The sequence below is a fragment of the Deltaproteobacteria bacterium genome (genome assembly GCA_016178705.1).
In the GTDB taxonomy this organism is placed as follows: Bacteria; Desulfobacterota; Binatia; order HRBIN30; family JACQVA1; genus JACOST01.
Genome location: JACOST010000013.1, coordinates 111609 through 132560 on the forward strand (window position 1 = coordinate 111609; position 20952 = coordinate 132560).

General features: G+C 63.6%; 13 protein-coding genes. 9 read left to right on the forward strand and 4 right to left on the reverse strand.

Annotation, left to right across the window (positions count from 1 at the left end):
- Nucleotides 1-70: 70 nt before the first annotated feature.
- From HYR72_07855 to HYR72_07875, 5 genes are all read left to right on the forward strand, one after another.
- Complete coding sequence (locus HYR72_07855) at nt 71-1147, forward strand: hypothetical protein (GenBank protein MBI1814875.1); 1077 nt, start codon at nt 71-73, stop codon at nt 1145-1147.
- Between the two features lie 19 nt (nt 1148-1166).
- Nucleotides 1167-2282, forward strand: a complete 1116-nt coding sequence (locus HYR72_07860; GenBank protein MBI1814876.1) for a hypothetical protein — start codon at nt 1167-1169, stop codon at nt 2280-2282.
- Nucleotides 2283-2289: 7 nt separating this feature from the next.
- Nucleotides 2290-3426 carry a hypothetical protein gene (locus HYR72_07865; GenBank protein ID MBI1814877.1) on the forward strand — a complete coding sequence of 379 codons (1137 nt, stop codon included), beginning with the start codon at nt 2290-2292 and terminating at the stop codon, nt 3424-3426.
- 4 nt (nt 3427-3430) lie between these two features.
- On the forward strand, nt 3431-5614 hold the full coding sequence (locus tag HYR72_07870; GenBank protein MBI1814878.1) for a hypothetical protein: 2184 nt from the start codon (nt 3431-3433) through the stop codon (nt 5612-5614).
- A gap of 129 nt (nt 5615-5743) precedes the next feature.
- Nucleotides 5744-6523 carry a DUF374 domain-containing protein gene (locus HYR72_07875; protein MBI1814879.1) on the forward strand — a complete coding sequence of 260 codons (780 nt, stop codon included), beginning with the start codon at nt 5744-5746 and terminating at the stop codon, nt 6521-6523.
- 32 nt (nt 6524-6555) lie between these two features.
- Here HYR72_07875 and HYR72_07880 read toward each other — a convergent pair whose 3' ends face one another.
- Entirely contained in the window at nt 6556-7593 is a 1038-nt protein-coding gene (locus tag HYR72_07880) for a glycosyltransferase family 9 protein (GenBank protein ID MBI1814880.1), read from the reverse strand.
- 417 nt (nt 7594-8010) lie between these two features.
- On the opposite strand from HYR72_07880, the gene HYR72_07885 reads away from it, so the two are divergent.
- From HYR72_07885 to HYR72_07895, 3 genes are all read left to right on the forward strand, one after another.
- Complete coding sequence (locus HYR72_07885) at nt 8011-8772, forward strand: isoprenylcysteine carboxylmethyltransferase family protein (GenBank protein MBI1814881.1); 762 nt, start codon at nt 8011-8013, stop codon at nt 8770-8772.
- Between the two features lie 284 nt (nt 8773-9056).
- The gene (locus HYR72_07890; protein MBI1814882.1) at nt 9057-10358 is read left to right on the forward strand and encodes a type IV pilus twitching motility protein PilT; all 1302 of its coding nucleotides are present in this window, start codon (nt 9057-9059) and stop codon (nt 10356-10358) included.
- Nucleotides 10358-11419, forward strand: a complete 1062-nt coding sequence (locus HYR72_07895) for a PilT/PilU family type 4a pilus ATPase (protein MBI1814883.1) — start codon at nt 10358-10360, stop codon at nt 11417-11419. The genes HYR72_07890 and HYR72_07895 overlap by 1 nt, the downstream gene beginning before the upstream one ends.
- Before the next feature lie 61 nt (nt 11420-11480).
- On the opposite strand, the gene HYR72_07900 is transcribed toward HYR72_07895, so the two are convergent.
- The gene (locus tag HYR72_07900) at nt 11481-12314 is read right to left on the reverse strand and encodes a hypothetical protein (protein ID MBI1814884.1); all 834 of its coding nucleotides are present in this window, start codon (nt 12312-12314) and stop codon (nt 11481-11483) included.
- Nucleotides 12315-12524: 210 nt separating this feature from the next.
- Here HYR72_07900 and HYR72_07905 point away from each other — a divergent pair, with 210 nt between their 5' ends.
- Nucleotides 12525-12791 (forward strand): hypothetical protein, encoded by a 267-nt coding sequence (locus tag HYR72_07905; GenBank protein ID MBI1814885.1) that lies wholly within the window; start codon nt 12525-12527, stop codon nt 12789-12791.
- A 191-nt stretch (nt 12792-12982) separates the two neighbouring features.
- Here HYR72_07905 and HYR72_07910 read toward each other — a convergent pair whose 3' ends face one another.
- Both HYR72_07910 and HYR72_07915 read right to left on the reverse strand, forming a co-directional pair.
- Entirely contained in the window at nt 12983-19357 is a 6375-nt protein-coding gene (locus HYR72_07910; protein ID MBI1814886.1) for a hypothetical protein, read from the reverse strand.
- An 84-nt stretch (nt 19358-19441) separates the two neighbouring features.
- Nucleotides 19442-20950 (reverse strand): hypothetical protein, encoded by a 1509-nt coding sequence (locus tag HYR72_07915; GenBank protein ID MBI1814887.1) that lies wholly within the window; start codon nt 20948-20950, stop codon nt 19442-19444.
- Nucleotides 20951-20952: the final 2 nt, after the last annotated feature.

Here is a 20952-nt window from a genome sequence, read left to right on the forward strand (position 1 = left end):
GAGGGTTTACAACTGACCGTGAGTTGCGCTACAGGCCCGCGACGTTGTCAGCTCTGAACTGCACGCAAGCATGCGAATCATCAAAGACAAACTGCGGAGCGACACGCCTCGTTCGCGACCAACTGCGGCGCGCCTATGCGCCCTCGCACTGCTCATCGTGCAGGCGGCCGGGCGCGCCGCGGCTCAGCCGACGACGGAAGCCACGGCATCGATACTGGTATTTCCGAAAGTGCTCGCGTCGGCCGCGCGCGAAACCCTGATTCAGATTACCAACACCTCCAACTCGCTGGCCTTGGCGCGCTGTTTCTATGTGAACGCGGCAAGTTCAACCGTGTCCGCGTTCACCATCACCCTGACCCGGCAACAGCCGACTCATTGGGTCGCCTCATTGGGGCGACCGCTCGATCCCACGGATCCGCAATGTTCGTCAACGAGCAACGCGTGCAACGCCGCCGGCCTCGATCCCGGCTCCGTGCCGGCGTTCGCTGCAGATTTCCAAGGGGAGTTGCTGTGTGTGCAAGTGTCCGCCAGCGGCGAGCCCATTGGCGGCAACAGCTTGAGCGGCCAGGCGACGCTGACGGACCTGAACACGGGCGACATCACGCAATACAGCGCGGTCGGCCTGAAAGGCACCGCGTTCGCCGGGTCGACCGGCAATACACTCCCGCTCGACAACTCACAGTTCATTTCTGGCCAGTACGACGCATGCCCGAACAGTTGGAACCTGAATCACTTCGCGGCCGGCGCCGTCGACGATCTCGCTGGTGCCGGGTCCGACGTGCAGACCGAGATCACGGTGATTCCTTGTACGCAGGATCTGAGCGGATTTGCGCCGACCGGGATCACGCTACAGTTTTCGATAACCAACGAGTTCGAGCAACTGTTCATGGCCACGACAATCGCTACGGGCTTGGTGACGGTCTCCCTCGCCAGCATAGACGCTGGGCTTACACTCGCCAACCTCGGCACGCCGACCGCCCGGACGCAGATCACACCGACGGAGCAGGGCGTCATCATCGTTGGTGAGGAGATCCGGACGTCGCCAGGCCCCGGCCCCATCTCGACCTCGGCCGCCGTCAACTTGCATCACGAAGGGACGCGCCGCAATGGTGTGGCGCCGATCGACGTGATCGTGCTGCCGAACTGACTCTCGAATGGACCTGCGAATGCCTCCCCGAGTGCTCCTGACGGTCGTGAGTGTGCTGCTCCTCGGACCGTTCAGCGCACACATCGGCCGCGCCGAAATTGCCGCCGACCAGGCGGCCGCAGTGGTGATCTTCCCGTATGTCTTCGTCGACTCGGCCAACGGCAGCGACACCCTGCTCCAGTTGAGTAACGCGGACACAAGCGGGCTCGACCTGCAGTGCTTCTACGAGAACCTCAACGGGCACTGCAGCGACTCTTTCGCCATCTGCCAACGCGACGATGAGTGTGCACCGACGGGAATCTGTCTGGCCGGGTACTCAGAGAACAACTTCCGGATTCATCTCACTCCTGGTCAACCGATCAGTTGGCGCGCGAGTCAGGGTGCATTTCCCTTGCCCTGCGATGCCGCCGCCAGCGGGCCGTGCGGCCCAGGAAACGACTTCAACACCGGGTTCATTCCTTCGCCCACCGAGGATCCGTTCACCGGCGTGCTGCGTTGCATCGCGGTCGACGGATCGGATCTGCCCGTGGAATCGAACGTCATCGAAGGCGTGGCGACGATCGAGCACTTCCAAAGCTCGCCGGCGGTGCGGTTCGATCAGGCGAAGTACAACGCGATCGGCATCCGCGCGATCGCCGGTGCCGGTGATGGTGATCCAATGCTCAATATCGGCGGCGCCGCAGCCGAGTACGACGGGTGTCCCGGCGTCACCGTGGTCACCCATCTGTTTGAAAACGCGCGCGCGCCTGCGACCGCGACCAGCACCGTGCAGACCACACTCGTGCTGGTACCGTGCAGTGTAGACTATGTGTCGCAGACGCCGGCAACGGTGTCCGTGCTGTACACCGTCTTCAACGAATTCGAACAGCGGCTGAGCACCACCAAGCAATTCACCGGTGCGCAGGTGCTGCCGCTGTCCGGGATTCACGCCACTTTGTTCGACGTGGCGACGCAAGGCACGTTGAGCGGCCAAACCCGCATCAGGCCTTTCGCCGGTGGCGGGGTGTTCGTCCTCGCGCTCGAGCGCCACACGGACGACGTGGATGCCACGCTGGTTTCGACGGCCGCCGTCAACCCGCACCACGCCGGTGCGCAAGGATCCGGCGACTCGATCGTGCTGCCATTCATGCCGTAGGAACGCGATGTCGCTTGTCGAAACAATCTTGTGCCGCCGATTCGCTCGCGGGCTGATCTTCGTGGCATTGAGCCGTTGCTTCCTGGCGACACCAAGCCACGCCCAGGTCACCCTCGAGCGAGCCGCGTCGATGCTGATTTTTCCCCACGTCGTTGTGAGCGCACAGCAGGATACGATCATTCAGCTCTCGAATACCTCCGCGTCAACCCTCAATGCGATCTGTGTATACGTGGATGGGTCCTTGACCCATCCGACGTTTCCCCAAAGCCCGGCGAATCCGCCGACGTGCTCACCAACGTTCTTCGACATCACCCTCTCGGGCAATTCAGGCCAGGGTAAGCAAGCCACGCATTGGACCGCGTCACTCGGAAGGCGGGTCGATGCTTTGAGTGACAATTTCCTCTGCACCCACTCGAACCCGCCGGATTGCGACGGCGCGGGTTTCGATCCCGGGCTCGTGCCACCGGCGCCGCTAGGTTTCGACGGCGAGCTGATCTGCTTCACTGTCGATGCCAGCGGAGTCCCGATTGCGAACGACGGCCTGACCGGAGACGCAACGATCAAAGACCTGACCAGCGGCGACCTGGCGCAGTATCTTGCGATCGGCCTACCTGGGACGATCAACAACAACGGCGACGGCGTGCTCTGTATCGGCTCCGGCGTGAGCGCCACCTGCCCATCAGGCGCCGAGTATCTCGCCTGCCCCGACACCTGGATTCTCAATCACGTTGCCAGTGGAACGGAAGACCCGCTAGTGGGTTCCGGCTCATCCGTCAGTACCAGCCTCACCATCGTTCCGTGCGGGCGCGACTTCACCGCCACGAGCGCCGCAAACGTCAGCGTCCAGTTTCAGGTGACCAACGAATTCGAGGCGACGCTGTCGGCAACTACGACGGTAACGTGCTTTGCGAACAGCCGGCTGGAAGACATCAACCCGTCCTTCACTCGGCCCATCATCGGTTCGGACTACGTGCAGACCCGCATCCGGGCCACAGGAGGGCGGGGGATCGCCGTCGTGGCGCAAGAGTTTCGCGATAGCGGCGGCGCACAACCGGTGACTGCCACCGCAGGCTTCAGTGCGCACCACGAGGGCCAAGCCGCGGGGCAGGACATCATCATCCTGCCGCCGACGCTGACACCGTGACGAGATGAGCCCGTTGCGAACTTCGCGGTTGCACGTGTGGGGGCTGACGCTGCTGATCTGCGTGGTCGCCCGAGCGGGCTACGCGCAGCTCGCGTCGGAGCCCGCCGCCTTGGTGGTGTATCCCTACATCGTCGTGAACAGCGCCGCGGGCCAAGATACGTCCCTCCAGTTAAGCAATAGCCTCACGTCGGCCGCCGCGGTCGACGTGCGCTGCTTTTACGAGAACGACACACGGCACTGCGCTAGCGGCGGTGCGCTCTGCACAACCAATGCTGACTGCGGTGCCGGCGGTTCGTGTGTACTGAACTGGCAGGCGATCGAGTTTGTCGTTCGACTGACGCCCAATCAGCCCATCGGTTGGCAAGCGAGCGCCGGCTTGCCGCTGCTGCCTTGCGACGCGGGCAGCGGCGGGCCATGCGGAGCAGGCGGCGACTTCAATACCGGTTCGATTCCTCCCCTGCCGGAAGACCCGTTCGTCGGGGCGCTACGCTGCTTCGTCGTCGATCCGACGGGGAAGCCATTCGGGAGCAACGCGCTGACGGGAACGGCGACACTCGAAACGTACGTGGCCGGTTCGCCGCCGATGCTCGATGAGGCGAAGTACGGCGCGATCGGGATCCCGGCGATCAGCAGCGGGCCAATCGCCAGCGTTGGGCTCGTGCTCGGTGGCGCTGGCGTCGACTACAACGCATGCCCACGCACGGTGCTCCTCAACCATGTTTTCGATGGTGCGCTGGAGCCGGCCGCACGGGCCAGCACGATCGACACGTTGCTGGTGCTCTTGCCGTGCGGTGCCGACCTGGTTTCCAATCTGCCGGGAGCGGCCATCGCGCAGTTTCTCGTCTACAGCGAGTTCGGTACCCGTTTCAGCACGTCCAGAAGTGTCACTGGCCAGTTCGTTAGCAAGCTTTCCAACATCGATACGACGAACAGCAACGCGAGCGTCTTCAGCGTTAAGGTCTCGGGAACGTTCGCCGGTCTCTCCGAGATCACCGGTATCGGCGGCGGGCTGCTAGCGCTAGCGATCGAGCGCCATCGTGACTTGATCGATCCGACGCGCGTCACCTCCGATGCCCATCTGGCTCACGGCACTGGAATTCGGGCGACTCCTGATCGTATCGTCCTGTTCTCGCCGACGCCGACCTTCACGCCCACGCGGACACCAACGGTCACTCGCACCCCGACTCGCACTCACACGCCGACGCGAACACCGACCGCGACCCGAACGTTCACCAACACCCGCACCGCTACCTCGACGAGAACCCCGACGAGAACCCCGACCACAACCCCCACGCACACGCCGAGCTCAACACCGACGGTGACGCCCACCAACACAGAGACACCCACAACAACCGCAACCGTGACACCAACACGCACGCCAAGCGCCACTCCCACCGCAACGCCCACGCGCACTCCGACTCACACCCCCTCGCCCACACCGACGCGCACGCCAACCACGACCCACACACCGACCCGTACGCCGACAGTTTCTCCCACGCAGACGCCGACACGCACCCCCACTGCCACTGCGACGGCGACACCCACCCGCACCGCAACCCCGACCCTCACGTCGACGCGCACATCCACGGCCACAACGACTCCCACGTTCACACTCACATCGACCAACACGGTCACCGCGACGGTTACGCGGACTCCCACCGCCACCATCACATCGACGGCGACCCCATCGGGTCGCCCGACCACCTCGGCATCGGGAACACCGACGGAGACTACGACCGTCACGCCAACGCGAACCGCAACCGTGACCCCGACTCACACGCCTAGCGCGACCGCGTCCCGGACGGCGACGCCGACTCGAACGCCGACACCGACGGCAACTCCCTCCACGACGCCGACAGCGACGCCCACGCGCAGCGCGACACCAACCAGATCAGAAACCGCGACACCGACAGCGACGAGCAGCGCGACGCACACGGCGACTCTCACCCCGACCGCTCCGGAAACGCGGACGCCATCGCCAACGCCCTCGGCGCCTCCACCCGCTTGCGTCGGCGACTGCGATGGCGACCTCGTCGTCACACAGGAGGAAGCCCAGCACTGCTTGCAGATCGCCAACGGCGCCGCCCTCGCCGGTTGCGCTGCCTGCGATCGTAACGGCGACGGGGTAGTCGATCTCGGTGAAGCGCTGCGCTCGCTTCGTAACGCGACCAACGGCGGCTGCCAATAGCGCACGGCAACCCGTCGCTGCGCCGACAGCTCAGACGGCGCCGCCTCTCCTCTCAACCCCGAAGAAGTGATACGAGCGACCGCACGCGTCGCCGTGGGTTCAAGGGCGCGGAGGGAATACTTGCCGACAATGAGCGCTCGCAAGCGTAGCCAGAGTTGGGTGGTGCGGACGTTCCGCAGCAAAATCCGTCCGATCTTTTCGCGTCGGCTGGCAAATCTCGCGGCCGCCGTCGTTCCCCACCTCTACATGTTCTACATGCGGTTGGTGTGGGCGACTAGCCGTATCGAGGGGCGCGACTTCGTCCGGCTCAAGCAGATCAGCAAGGACCACAACGGCGCCGTCGCCTTGCTGTGGCACGAAGAGGTCATGACAGTCGCCTTCGGGTACTACTACCTCGGCCTTCGCGGGCACACGTTGGCGAGCTTGGGCGAATCGGGCGAATTGATCACCCGCATGCTGAAGCTGTGCAACTTCGTCGTCTTCCGCGGCGGCTCGACCACCGGCCGCTCACGCCGGCGCGAAGGCACGCTCCAAGAGCTGATCGATCACATGCAGACACACGACGACGTGATCTATGGCCTGACCGTCGACGGCTCGAAGGGCCCGCCCTATCGCCTGAAGACCGGCGGCATCATCATCGCACGGGATTGCGGCAGGCCAGTGGCTCTCGTGCGCACGTGGTACAAGCGCTGCCTGCGCTTGGCAACCTGGGATCGCATGGCCATCCCCCTGCCCTTCAACGTGATCCGCTACTACCTGCGCGGCCCGTTCATGGTGCCCGCGAGCGCGTACACCGACGAAGGCCTCGAACAGTTCCGGCTCGAAATGGAAAACAATCTGATCGACCTCGCCGCGCAAAGTTACGTCGACATGGGACAAGCACGGCCGGCGAATTTGGTGAAGCGATAGAGAACACAAACGGCGAGCGCCCGCCCTCGTCGCTACCCATCATCCCGCCCGGCCCGCCGATGGAGGAAGGGCGCGGCGGCGTCACACACCTGCTCGACGGTGGCGGTCGCCACCGGATCGGACTGCTCGAGCCCCGTCGGCGCAGACACCACGATTTGATCCGGATCGTTCGCGCTGTCGGTCCACAAACGCTCAGCTCCGGTCCGAATGATCACCACGGTCGGACAGCCGGCGGCGGTGGCGATGTGCTTGGCGCCACCGTCGTTGCCGATCCAGACATGGCAACGTTCGTACATCGCCGCGAGTTCCTGAATGGTCGTCGCACCATAGTCCCACAGGGCGGGGCGTTCCTGCATGCGGGCCACGACCGCGCGCACTTGCTCGACCTCATCCGCAGCGGCGGTCAACACCAGTTGCGCCCCGTGCGCGCGGACCAAACAATCCGCCACCGCAGCGTAACGCTTCGGCAACCACTGCTTGTCGCGCACTTTCGCCGCGGCCGAGATCGCAACGATCGGTCGATCGGAACGAATGCCCGCTTGCGTGAACAACGCAGCGGCCCGTTCGCGGTCTGCTTCCGAAACGGCCAACGCGAGACGCACGTCCGCCGGCGCCGGGACGCCGATGACCGCCGCTACCCGCGGGAATTTGCGCGCGACGTAAATCGGATCGTTCCACCCAGGCACGAGGCGATTGTAGATTCGGTCACGGGGGCGGAGTTTTTCCCAGCCGACGCGGACCCGCACGCCAGACGTGAGAACAAGCAGAGCGCTGCGCGGGCTGCTCTGCAGATCGAGGACCGCATCGTATCGGGCCGCGCGGCAGGTCGCGATCGCGCGCAGCCAGGAGACCATCCCGTGCTCCAACACCAGCACCCGATCGATGTGCGGATTGTTGATCAAGACCTGATCGAAGCCGGCGAGCGTCAGGACATCGAGCCGGGCGGCGGGGTACGCCTGACGAATCGCGCGCAACGTCGGCGTTAGCAGCAGCACATCGCCAAACCGACGCAGCCGAATAACCAGGATGCGTGCTGATGGCGCGAGAGCGGGGCCAGAGATGGACGTCATCGACGGTGTCCGCGAGTGATGCCCCGGCACATGGAGGACACGGGCATGGTGGGAGACAACAGGAAGCCACGCGCGGGGTCAAGGGGCGCGTCCGAGGCGCATGATTGGCACGCGCAGCCGGACTACACTGCGCGCCGCGCGATGTTCGACCCAAACTCGGTCCAGCAGAAGGCAAGGCCAGCAGGACAAGAGCGCGAGCGGCGTGATCACGGCGCGACCCGCCGGCCGTTCCCTTTTTCCCCGCTGTCCGATCCGTCGGCGGAAGTGGACACGGCAGACGGGCGCCCATTGGGCGAATTGCGCTCCGCACGTCCCTCGGCACGTCTCACGGATTGACAGCCGAGGGCGCACGGTGGTCTAACGGCGACCACAACAAGCGAGCAACGGAGGTTGGTGGCCATGACGACGGGAACCTCGATGACGGCGCAGCGCCCGGCTGGCGCTGTCGCCCGAGCGCTGACGCTGCTATACGGCGTCGGCTCCTATCTCTTCTTCTTCTGTACGTTTCTCTACCTGATCGGCTTCGTCGGGAACTGGGTCGTACCGAAGGGCATCGACGACGGCACCCTCGCCGCATCGGCTGGCGCGGCCGTCGCTGCCAATGTCCTGCTTCTTGGCCTCTTCGCTGTGCAGCACACGATCATGGCGCGCCCCGCGTTCAAGGAGATCTGGACGCGCTGGGTGCCGTGGCATGTCGAGCGCAGTACGTTCGTCTTACTCTCGACCGCGATCCTCGCGGTCATGGCTTGGCAATGGCGGCCGCTGCCCCAGCCTGTGTGGCGCTTCGAGAGCCCGCTGGCCGCCGGCGTCCTCGCGGCCGCCTCGCTCGCCGGCTGGGGGATGGTGCTGGTGTCGACGTTTCTCATCGACCACTTCGATCTCTTCGGCGTCAAGCAGACGGTTTCCTACGCACTGGGACGTCCACTCGAACCTCCCAGGTTTAGGGAGCGCCTCTTCTACCGCTGGGTGCGGCACCCGCTCATGCTCGGGTTCCTGATCGCTTTCTGGGCGACACCCACGATGAGTCGGGGGCATCTCCTCTTCGCGGTGGTGACGACCCTCTACGTGCTGATTGCGATCCAGATCGAGGAACGGACGCTCGTGTACCTCCACGGAGAGCAGTACCGCAGCTACCAACGACGCGTGCCGATGCTCCTACCGTTCGGCCGCCGCCAGTAGGCCTGACAGCCGATCATCAAGGTCGTTACCACTGTCGATCGAACAAGATCTCGATTGACGACCGCTCGACTCAGTGGCACTAAGAACACCGCATGCGCGATACGACCCTCCATCTCACTTGGAGCGGCGCGGTGAACTGCCGAGCGACATCCAATTAAATGGACCCGCAAGACACCTTCGTCGAGAAGTTCGTCACCTTCCGCAAACTGGTTTCTCCCAATCAGCTTCAGCAGGCCAAAGCGCTGATTGCGCGCAGTCCCGACAAATCGCTGTTGCAGTGTCTGATGGAGTTGGGGTTTGTCAGCGAGACCGACTCCAAGTCCACCCTGCAACTGTACGAGAAGAGCCTCCGAGATCAGCCGCGAACAACCGTCGCACAACCGGCACAGCGCGCCCAGACACCCACCGCCGCGACACCCGTCGGCACGGCCTCCGCCGCGGTGGAAGCGCCGCCCGCAGCGGTCACGATACCTGAAACCGACTCTGCGAGAATCGCCGCCTTCAGTCACCTGCATGACTACCTGGACTACGCGCGCGAAGTCGGCGCCTCCGACCTGCACATCAACGTCGGCTATCCGCCGATCATTCGCAAACACGGCCGGCTGCTCCCGCTTTCCAAGACCTTGCTCGGCTCCGCAGAAACGGAGAAGCTGCTGTTTCAAATCTTGACTGACGAGCAAGCGCAGCGCACTCGCGAGGACAAGTCCCTCGACTTCTGTTACCGGGCGCCTGACCAAGGCCGTTACCGTAGTTGCATCCTGAAGCAGCGCATCGGATGGGACGGTTCGTTCCGCGTCGTGCAATCGCAAGTGCCCTCCTTCGAGCAACTCGGGCTGCCGGAGCAACTGCGGCGCTTGACCGAGTTCAACCAGGGGCTTGTGCTGATCACCGGCCCCAATGGCTGCGGGAAGTCCACCACCCTGGCCGCCATGGTGGAGTTGGTCAACCAGAACCGCGACGATCACATCATCACGATTGAAGATCCGGTGGAGTTCAACTTCGTCCCCGTCAAATGTCAGATCAATCAGCGAGAAGTCGGCGCACATACTAAGAGTTTTTCGGCGGCGCTGCGCGCGGCGCTGCGCGAGGATCCCGACGTGATCGTCATCGGTGAACTGCGCGATCGCGAGACTGTCTCACTGGCGATCACGGCCGCCGAAACTGGGCACTTGGTTTTCGGCACCATGCACACGACCTCAGCGGCGCGCACCATCGACCGCGTCCTCGATGTCTTTCCCGCCGACGAGCAGCCGCAGATCCGCAGCATGATTTCCGAGTCCATCAGAGGGATCGTCTGCCAGCAGCTCATTTTCCGAAAAGACGGCACCGGGCGCGCAGCCGCGCTCGAAATCTTGCTGAACACGCCGGCGGTCAGTAACCTCATACGGGAACGCAAGCTGTTCCAGATTCCCTCGACCATCCAGACCTCAAAGCAACAAGGCATGGTCTTACTCGACAACTCCTTGCTGGAATTGGTCAACGCCGGCGTCATCGACGGAGTCGAAGCCTACTACGCCGCCGACAGCAAGAGTTCCTTCCTGCAGTGGGCGCCGAAGATCGATGGCTTGGCCGCCGAGGGATCGTGATGCCCGCCATTGATCAGTGGTTCGATGCGATGTTGGCGGCCGATGGCTCGGACTTGCATCTCGCCGAAGGACAGCCGCCCAAGATCCGCCGCAACGGCCGGCTAGAGCAACTGGACTATCCCGCGCTGACGGCGGATACGATGCACGCCTACCTCAAAGAGATTTGTAGCGCGGAGCGCTGGCAGCAATTCCTCGACAGCGGCGATCTGGATTTCGCTTACGCCTTTGGTGAGAAGGCCCGCTTCCGCTCGAACTACTTCAACCAATCGCACGGCATGGGCGCTGTCTTCCGAACCATCCCGAGCAAGATCAAAACTCTCGACGACTTGAAGCTGCCGGCGGTTTTGAAGACGTTCAGTCTGTTGCGCTCGGGCCTCGTACTGGTGACCGGCCCCACCGGTTCAGGCAAGTCCACAACACTGGCGGCGATCATCGACTTGATCAACGAAACCAGCGCCCGGCACATCCTGACCATCGAGGAGCCGATTGAATTCGTGCACCCGAACAAGATGTCGATCCTCTGCCAGCGCGAGGTCGGCATCGACGTGTCCTCGTTTGCCGATGGGCTGAGAACCGCCGGCCGGCAGGATTGCGACGTGATTCTCGTGGGTGAAATGCGCGACTACGAAACCATCTCGATGGCGGTCAGCGCCGCATCGACTGGGTCGTTGGTGTTCGGGACCTTGCACACGAGCTCCGCGGTGAAGACCGTCGACCGGATCATTGACGCCTTTCCTTCCGGGCAGCAAGCGCAGATCCGCAGCATGCTCGCCGATTCTCTCAAGGGCGTATGCGCCCAGATCCTCCTCAGAACCGCCGATGGCAACGGGCGGCTCGCTTGCAATGAAATACTCCTCTCGAGTGGAGCGCTGGCGAATTCCATTCGCGAAGGCAAGACGCCGAACATTCGGAACATCATCCAAGGCGGCAAGAGCCAGGGGATGCAGTTGATGGACGACGCGATCCAAAAATATCTGAGCGAGCAGAAGATCACCGGCGAAGAAGCCTACATGAAGGCCACCGAGAAATCGCGCTTCATCCAGCACGCGCAGCGCGCGTGATCCACCCATTCTCCCCTAGTCCATCGCGCTCTCCTCACCCGCATCAAACCGGAGCGCGCCATCAGAGCTGGGCAGCGGTCGCGCAGTCGCTCATCGCCCGATTCAGCGCGGCGATCAGGTCATCGACGGTAACCGCGTCGTCCGAATTGGCGTCGAACGATGGGCAGACGTCGATGGCTGTGATGCCGAGCGCGATGTTGACGCCCAGGATCAGCTCGTCCACCTTGACAGCGCCGTCCTGATCGCAGTCGCCAACGCAACGGACCGGCGTGGGCGGCGTCGCCGACGGCGGAGCGGTTGGTGAGGAGGTCGGTGTCGGCAGCTCCGGTGACGGCGACATTGTCGGCGAAGGGGTCGGTGTGGGCAACGCGACGCTTCGCCGCAGGACGAGGTCAGCGCACTGGTAGTAGATGTCGTTCCCCGGCGTCACGTACGGCGGCTTGTCGTACATCACTTGAATCAACTGAAGCGTGCAGCGATCGCACTCGATGTCGGGCAAAGTGATCTGCGCGCCACTCACCCCGCCGTACGGCGTATCGGCGATGCCGTCGAGGAGCACCGAGTCGTTCGAGTACAACTCGATCTTGGGAGAAGTCGTACTGCAACCGTTCAAGCACTTCGGATCAACGAAGCCGTTGTCCCCTTCGGCGTCGAACGAGAGGCGGAAATGTCCCGGATGATTCACGTACTCGTCCCACACGACCGTGATCGAAGCCCCCGGCTCGAGCACGGTCACGTGGCTGGTGCGCGCTCCGCCGGCAATGCCGCAGGGGCCGGACTTGAGCACGTTGTCACCGTAGCGCGACGGCGGGTAACGAAGGCCGACGTGAGCCGCGGCGGGCGTTGCGAGCGCAACGGCGAAGCCAAAGGCGACCAATTGGAGAAGCGCCTTCACGCGTCGACTGTATGGACTCGGGCGAGCTTTCGCAATCGACGTTGCGCGTGACGCCCTGTCGTTCATTCAGCACTCTGCATTCCGCACTCCCCATTCCCCATTCCCCATTCCCCATTCCGCATTCCGCATTCCGCATTCCAAAGACCCTTGCCCTTTGGTGCGGCGCCTGCGATCGTGCGCTACACAAGCTCACACGCGAAGGAGACAGCGATGCCAGCCGTTAGCAACAAGACTCACAAGCCCCTGAGCGTTCCGCTGCCCGGCGGCAAGACGTTGCATCTCGGCCCGGGAAAAACGGGACAGATTTCCGCGAAGGCCGTCGAGGATCAGCGTCTCAAGAAACTCGTCGACGCCGGCGAGATCGAGATCATCGACAAGGACGATGCTCGACTCGGCACGGGATCGAGTGGCGGCAATCGGGGTCGAGGCCCCATGCTCGGCCACACCGCAGGCAGCCACCGGAGCGGTGACCGCTGAACTGCGCCGGGAGATGCGAGTGCTCGCGGGCCGATGGAGTTGAGGATGGAGGATTTACCCGGCTACGAGATTGAGGGAATACTGAGCGCGGACATGCCCCCGCACGGCCCCGCCGTATGCCGAGGGGGCGCGAAGTGAAAGTCTAGAAGCGTGCGCCCCGTCTGGCGTATGCAAAGAGGATAGTCTGGAACTCAGTGTCCCAAAACCCGAAGCCGATGCGGATCAAAGATCCCGAAGCGTGGATCCTGACTTAGCGGCGGCATGTAGTCCCCAGTGCCCAACGGCTCTCGGTACTGCTTCCACCCTCGATCACTGATCCCCATGATGCCGCCGTCTCTGCAGATTTCCAGGTTCTCCTTGAGGCGCCCGCAGGACGCCCCAAATGCAATTCTCCCCTGGATCTCCCGCAGTACATCCTGCTCCTTGAGACCTCTTTCCCCCATTATCCTAGCTTTCTCGTTCGTGGCGACCCCGGCTCTGCCGCCAATCTCAAATGCTATTGCCGCCACGGAATCCGCGTCCGTACATAGGACATCCCCGATATAGAGCTGCATACCGACATATCCGTTGATCAGCCTGTTGCCGCGACGGATCCGGAGCCGGCCGCGGATCTCGGTGACGTGCGCCACGACCAGCGGCTCGAGACCTGTGCGGTCGACGAGGTTCACCGGATCGTTGGCCGCGTATTCGTACAGGTTGACGCCGCCGTTGAAGCCATCCGGGGCTTTGGTGGTCCAGCGCCCGGACGGTGGATCGTAGTCGCGCGCACCGAAGCGGACGAGCCCAGTATCGGGATCGTACAACCCGCCGGCGAAGCCGAACGGCACGCGCGTGAAGCCGCCCGCCACCACGTCCCCGGTCACCCGTCCAAACTCATCGTGATTCATTCTCTGGACGATGGAGCCGTCAGTCGTGTTGATCACCAGCCGAAGGCTTCCTAGGTGGTCGGTGATGATCCGGTAGGTGATGCCACCCTGCACGACGTAGTCGGGGACGTTGGCGTGCGTGGCGTAGACGAAGCGACTGACGAGCGCGCTGTCGCCATCCAACTCGGCTACGATCTGGAGCGCGCCATCCCAGAGGAAGCCACCGTTGAGCACACCGTTGATCTTCTTGCCGATGCGACGATTGCGGCCATCGATCACGTAGTCGATCCGCGTCGCATCGGGCAGTACTACCCGGGTGAGATTGCCCAGCTCGTCGTAGGTGTACTGCGTGGTCGCGGCATCCTCTGTCTTGCTGACGAGATCGCCGGTGTTGTTGTACACGTAGCTCGTCGCGCCGTACTGAGTCATTCGGTCCTGCGCGTCGTATTGCGTCGTCGAGACATCGCCCAGCGGCCCACTATAGCTGGTCCGACTGCTGTTGACGTCGTAGGTGAAGCTGATCGGCGTGGCGTTCTTGTTCGCCGTCAGCAAGCGGCCGGCGAGGTCGTACGTGTACATGAAGGTGTCGGTGGTGCCGGCGATGGACTCGATCTTCCGTGTGATGCGCCCGATCCCGTCGCGGGTGTACTGGGCTCGATAGACGTCGCTGCCGTTGTAGTGCACCCGATAGTCGGTCGGCTCGGCGTGGGTATTGTAGATCCAGCTATCGGTGACGCCGCCGAGGGTGGTGCCGGCGAGCAGCCCGCTCTGAGCATCCGGCGCGACGACCAAACTTCCGGCCTGGGTCAGGACGCTATCGGCGTCGTACGAAAAACTTGCAGCGTTGCCCCCATTGACGCTCTCCGACGCGACGCGGAAGTCATTGTCGTAGGTCCACGCGACGGTACTCGGCACGGGGCCCGTCAGTTGCTCGGAGCGCAGCAGATCGCCGTCGTACCCAAACACATGACCGATGCCGTCCGGCGCGGTTATGCCGGTCAGCAGACCCGTCGTCGTGTCGTAGCTCATGCCCAGCGAGCCGCGTGAGAAGGCGATGCTGCTGATCCGGCCCGCCGTGTCGTACACGGGCGTCACTGACGCTCCGTCCGGGCGCGACAGCAGCGTCAGTTGACGGTCGATGCTGAAACTGCTGTTGACCTCGTCGGGAACAACGCTCACCACGTCCGGCGGGTTGTATTGCGTCTCCAGGTCGACCGGGGAGTAGCTCATCTGGTGCGCCAGGCGTCCCGGTGGCGTGATGTGGGCGAGGTTGCCATTGGGGTCGTAGGTCGCCGTGACCACACGGCCATCCGGCAGCATCTCCGTCAGGGGCCGGCCGGCGGCATCGTAAGTGAACGAGACCATCCGGCCAATTGGATCGGTGATCGTCTGCACGTAGCTCTGCGCGTTGTACGAGTAAGTCGTCGTCCGCACTTCCGCTTCAGCGCCTTCCGTCATCGTGATCAAGCGGCCACGCACGTCATAGGTCATCGCCGCCGGCGCGAGCCCACCGAATTGTTCCGCCGTGCCCCGGCCTTGGTCGTCAATCGTGGCTGTGCCCTGGCGGTTTGCCGAAGTCGTGTTGGTAAACAGCTTGGTCGCCGCATCGTAGATGCTGGTGTCGGTGCGCCCGTTGATGGTGAAGGTTCTCGTGAGTTGCGTGACGCTCAGCGGATCGAGCGGGTTACTCTGTGTTGCCGTCGCCGTCTGGCCGATCGCCAGTGACAACCCGCCGGGCGTGCGTGAAACCAGCGTCTGCATCACGGGCGCCAGCATACCGAACTGTGGATCCGGCCCATCGACGCCGGCGATTGTCGTCCCATCGGCGAAACTCATCTTCCGGCTGCTGTCTTTGCCGTAGAGCGACTCTCGTTTCGTGCCGGACGGCGCCGTGACGACTTCGTGGCGCGTGCCGTCACTCAGAAACTCAACGCGATAGTCCGTCGTGCGCCCAAGACCGGTCGTGCGCGTGACCTCGTCGCCGTAGGAAATAGTGGCGTTCGGCGCGATGACGCTACGAGCCAGTATTTGCGACCCGCCCGCAGGGTCGATGTCGTGCGTCAGCAAACCGAGCGCGTCGTACTCGTACGTATAGGTGAAGCCACGCGGCGTCGTTCGGCTCGTCATGAGGCCGTCGGCGCTGGATTCAAACGTCATCGTCTCATTGGCCGGGTTGCTCAGGCTCGACAGCCAGCCGTTCGCATCAACGCTCAGCGTCGTGCGTTGGCCATACGGGCCGACGATCCCGGTCGGATTCCCGTTGCCGTCGTGCTCAATCGTCGTCGCGTTGTCGGTGCCGCCGGTCTTCTCGGTGATAGAGATCAGACGTCCACCAGCGTCGTAACCGAAGCTCAGCAGCACCGCGCCCGTCAGGGCATGACGTGTTTCGAGATGGCGTCCCGACGCGTCGAAGCGATACACGACGCTGCCATCCTCGGACGGGATGAGCAGGTCGCTGAGATCAAGACCCGGCAAGCGACGGCGGATGCGCCTGACCTGGGTTGCGTTGCCGTATGGGCTGCCAATGTAGATATCGCCAGCCGGGTCGACCGCGATGTAGCCTGGAAACCCGATGTTGGCTCCGACGGCTGGACCACCGTCGCCGTTGATCAGAAAACCGCCGGCCCGGTTGCCGGCGACGATGGTGGCAATGCCGCCGCGCAAACGCTTCAGCAACGTGGTGCTTCCGCCGGCCTGGGCATAGAACAAACTGCCGTCGGGCCCGAGGCTGATGTCGCCGGGTGTGTTGAGGTATTCTTCGGTTGCTGGCTTTCCGTCGACGAATTCATCGCCGCCGCCCGCCGCAACCGAGACAATGCCGGCGGTGTTGATGCGCAAGATGAAATAGTAGTCGCGACCATGGGTCCAACCGAAGTACACGCTGCCGTCCGGTGCAACCACCAGCCCATCGAAGCCTCCACCCAGTGCCGTACTGGCCGGGACGCCGTCGGGTGGGTTCGCATAGTAACCAACGAAGTCGTTGCCGTTGCCGCCCACGGTGTGGATGATGCCGTCGGGGCCCACGCGGCGGATTCGCTGGCCCGCATACTCGGCGAAGTACACGCTGCCATCGCCACCCACCGCCAGGTTTACCGGGAAATTGACCTGTGCCTGGACGGCGGGGATCTCATCGCCGTTGTATCCACCCGGTGTCTGCGGCTGGCCGGCGAACAGGTGGAGGACACCTGACGGGTCGATACGAAACACGAAGTCGTGCAGGTCGACGCCGTAGATACTTCCATCCGCGCCCACGGCGATATCCAGGGTGCCGGCCAGGTCGGCATCACGCGCCGGGATCTCGAACGTTTCGTATTGCCCGCCGCCACCGGCTACCGTGGAGATGATGCCGTTGATGTCGACGCGGTGAATGCGGTTGGCGCTGTCGAGGATATAGAGGCTGCCGTCCGGTCCCATGGTGAGCGACTTGACGAAGCCGATCGCGGCCAGGCGCGCTGGTCCGCCATCGCCGGTCTCGCCAAACACACCATTGCCGACGACAATGTCGATTTCCGGTCCCAGGGTGTCCACCTCGCTGCGCCGACTGCCGTCACCGAGATAGAGCACACGGCCAATCGGGTCGTACACGTGATGGTCACTCAGGTCCCACCCACCGAGGCCGACGCCGCTCGCGTCCCAGCCACCAGAGCCAACCAGCGTGGCATGCAGCACCGAGGCGGCCTGAAACGGCGCGCGCGCGCTGTGACCCAGTTGAATCAATCCGCTGCCGAACTCCGCGAAGCTTCGCACCTCAAACGACTGCTCCCCTGCTCGCACGCCGCGGCTCAGGTTGCCGGCATGGGGCACCGGGATCGGCGGCGCCGTGTAGTAAGCCGGGTAGTCGTATATCACTCGGACTGTGGCCGGCTGTGTGCCAATCACTCGGCGTCCGTAGGCATCGAAGCCGTCCCAGGTGAAGAGATAGTGTTGATTCGGCTGGGGCGGGAACGACTGCCTGATCAGTCGCCCGGCCACTTCGACCTCGAGTTCGATCTCGAAAACGCCCTCGGGCAACGTGTCGCGGCTGAGCGGGATATCGATCGTCCGCCCGTCCTTGCGGCCGGGAACGCGATCGCTGGCGTAGGTGAGCATAAACGGCGTGCCGACGATGTCGGCGCTCTCGCCAAGAGTCTGGTTCTCGCACTCGATGCTCGAGCCGCCGATCACGGTGCAGGCATGATCGAGCTTCTGACCCTGGAGCAGGTTCGCGATCTCCATGGGCGGTCCATTCGAAGTAGTGCCGAAGTTGGCGTCGAAGGTATCGCTGAAGTGCGCAATGGGGAGACGTTCGAGGCTCTGTCCCGGCGCATAGAGTATCGCCAGTTGCTGGCGCTCGGCATCGCTGACCCCGAGTGCCGCTAGCGCTGAAGCGCCGGCGGCGATGCCGCTGCCGTCGATGTCCAAATCGGCGAGGGCGGAGGTGACGCTCAAAATCTTGATGATCAGCCCGTCGGGTTCCGGTATCCACACGCCGCGATCACGATCGTATGACCCCAGTGGCACAGAGAGTCCGACCGGAAAACCGATGAAGTTCTCCACGTACATGACGATCGACGGCGTGAAGCGGATGGTCTTGGCGCCGGCTGCGACTTCTTCTTCGGCGGTAAACTCGGCGGCGTACGTGTACCCGCTCGTCGGTGGCAGCTCGGCCGGCATTGCTTTCCGGCCGTTGGGGCCGACGGTGAACTCGGTGGCGTGCAGCGTGAGGTGCGTGATGGGCTGTTCGCTGGCATCGGGCAACACCATCGTCGCTTGGGTGCCCGGCGGAAACAGCAGCGTTGCCTGGCGTGTGCCGTCGGCGTCGGTCATGACGCCACCGCGCGCCACTTGTGTCGTCGGCGCGGTCAGATCAACGGCCGTCACGTTGGGGTCGAGCGCGACCAACATCACCTCGTGCGGGCAGACATAGTCCTGCCACGGCGCTTGCACCTGGCGTTGTGCGGAGAGGTAGCCGGGTTTCTCGTAGACCACCGTGAGCAAGCCACCGCCGTTGACGGCGAGGTCGAACATCCCATCGGCGCGGGTGCTCGTACGGCCGAACTCGGCATGGTTGAGAACGCGGATGGCGACGCCCGCGAGCGGCGCCATCGACTGGTCGACGACATGACCGCGAATCACTGCCGCTCGTCGCGCGTCGATCGTGCCCGGCCCCACACCGACCTGCACCGCGGGTTGCCCCTGCGGCGGATCGTAGAGGAACGAGGTCGCGCTGCCGAGATCCGTGATGGTATTTTTCGACAGCGGCGGCGCGATGCCCGCGGGATCAGGTGCCGGCGCGTTCGGATCGCGCGTCGGTGTGACACTCGGCGTCACAGGCGTTGGCGACGGCATCGTCGGCGTCGCGCTCGGCGGTGGCGTCAGTGTTGGTGACAAGACGATTACGGTAGGCGATGCCGACGGTGTTGGCGTCGCCGTCGCGGTCGGCGTTGGCACCACGGGACAGTTGGTGAGCGCGTTGTTCACTGCAACAATCAACTCATCGACGGTAACGCTGTGACTGTCGTCCGAGTCGAATGATGGGCAGTCGTCGAGTGGTACCGTGCCGAGCGCAATGTTGACGCCGCGGATCAGCTCCTCGACGGTGACGGTGCCGAGACCGTCGCAGTCGCCGATGCAAGCGAACGCACGAACCGGCGCGGCCGCACTGCCGGCCATCAGCGCCGCTGTCATGAACGCATGGATCAGAAATCGCACAGGCCGCACGTTCCCTCCGTGGAGTTCGAATCGCAAGGGCGTTGACGCTTACAGCCGTTGGTCTTCCAAAGTCAACGAAGAATACTGATGAGGTTAACCGCGCTTGAGTGGGCCATGTTGAAAACGTCCATCGCTCAGAACCTCGATCACCCGTCCGCAAAACTCTTCTCGCGTCATCGACTCCAGTAGCGTCTTGTCCTCGCATCTGACGACGGTGCGCTCGCCCTTGGGCGTGTCGCAGATGGCGATGCCGTGCGAGATCTCGTCGCGATTGAACATCACGGTGTAACCGACGATCGTGGCCGGACCGACGTAGTCGCCGGTGAGTGGCACCGGAAGATCCCGCTCGGCAACAGCGCGCGTGATGTCCTTGTAGGTATACCCGCGATCACTTGGCCGATTCGAGAGCACGACACAGCCTTGCTTGCCGAAGATCCCGCTGAGGTTGGAGACCAGTCCGAATCGCGTCCGCGGCTCATTCGAACGCAACACCTCCACCATCCTCGCCACGCCCTCCAGGCTGAAACTATTGAAAGGGCCGCCGGCAAACGGCATCGCGCCAGTCACGGTGAGCGGACACACGTTTTCCAACTTCAGATCTTGCGCAAAGGATTGGATGGCGGAAGGGAAACAACTGTAGAGCTCCGCCGCCGTGAGGTCGGGCGTAGCGATCCCCGCGAGCGCGAGGACTCGCTCGCCGCACAGGACCGTGCCCGGATGGCTGTGCAGTTGTCGTTGTTGCGCGAGCACCACGACGTGCTTCGATTCCACCGCCGCCAACGGATAGATCCAACCGTCGCTTCTCAAGCCTAGCTGCTCCGCCTTCGCCGCCGAGGAAACGAGAATGGCCACCGCCTGGTTCACGTTCCATTGGGTGCAGTGGCGCTTGGTGTACGGAAAGGACACCATCGTGTTCTTCGCCGTGGCGTTGCGGATCTCTTCGGCACGCATCGGCTCGCGTCGCCACGCATGGGGATTCGCCGCGGCGATGTCGCTGAACGAACTATAGAGCCGGGCGACCTTGTCGCGATGCTCTTCGATGCCCAAGCCCTGATGATGACGCAGCGCCGACTCGATGATGGCGAAGTGCTCGGCGGGTAGATGCAGGCCGCGTTGGCCCTCGAGGTCGCTGGTGAACGGGTCCGGCGACGTGTGATGCACGTCGGGCGGCGGCGTATCCTCTGATTGCTGCGTGTCGCGTACCGGCTGTTGCGTGATCATGCTGCGCAGCTCGCGGAACTGCGCTTCACCGCCGGCGACGACACCGATCTGCTGTTCGCCAGCAGCAATGGCTCGACACAAATCGCTGAGGATGGTCAGTTGCAGGACGCCCAGATCCGAGATGACACTCTTCGCCAACGGGCAGCCGAGCGCGTCGGCGATCAACTTGCCGGGATTGCGATACTGCCACATCCCCTGCGGGACTGAGATCGATTCGAGCTGTCTCAGCATGTCCTCGGATGAACCCGCATCGCTCGCGGCGCTGCGTACCGCGCGCACCATCAACTGATACGGCTCGGCGCATTGGGTCGGATCGTCGGTCCGTTCTTGATGGAAGCCGATCCCGACGATAACCGGGGTGTTCGGCGCCAGCTCCTTCACTT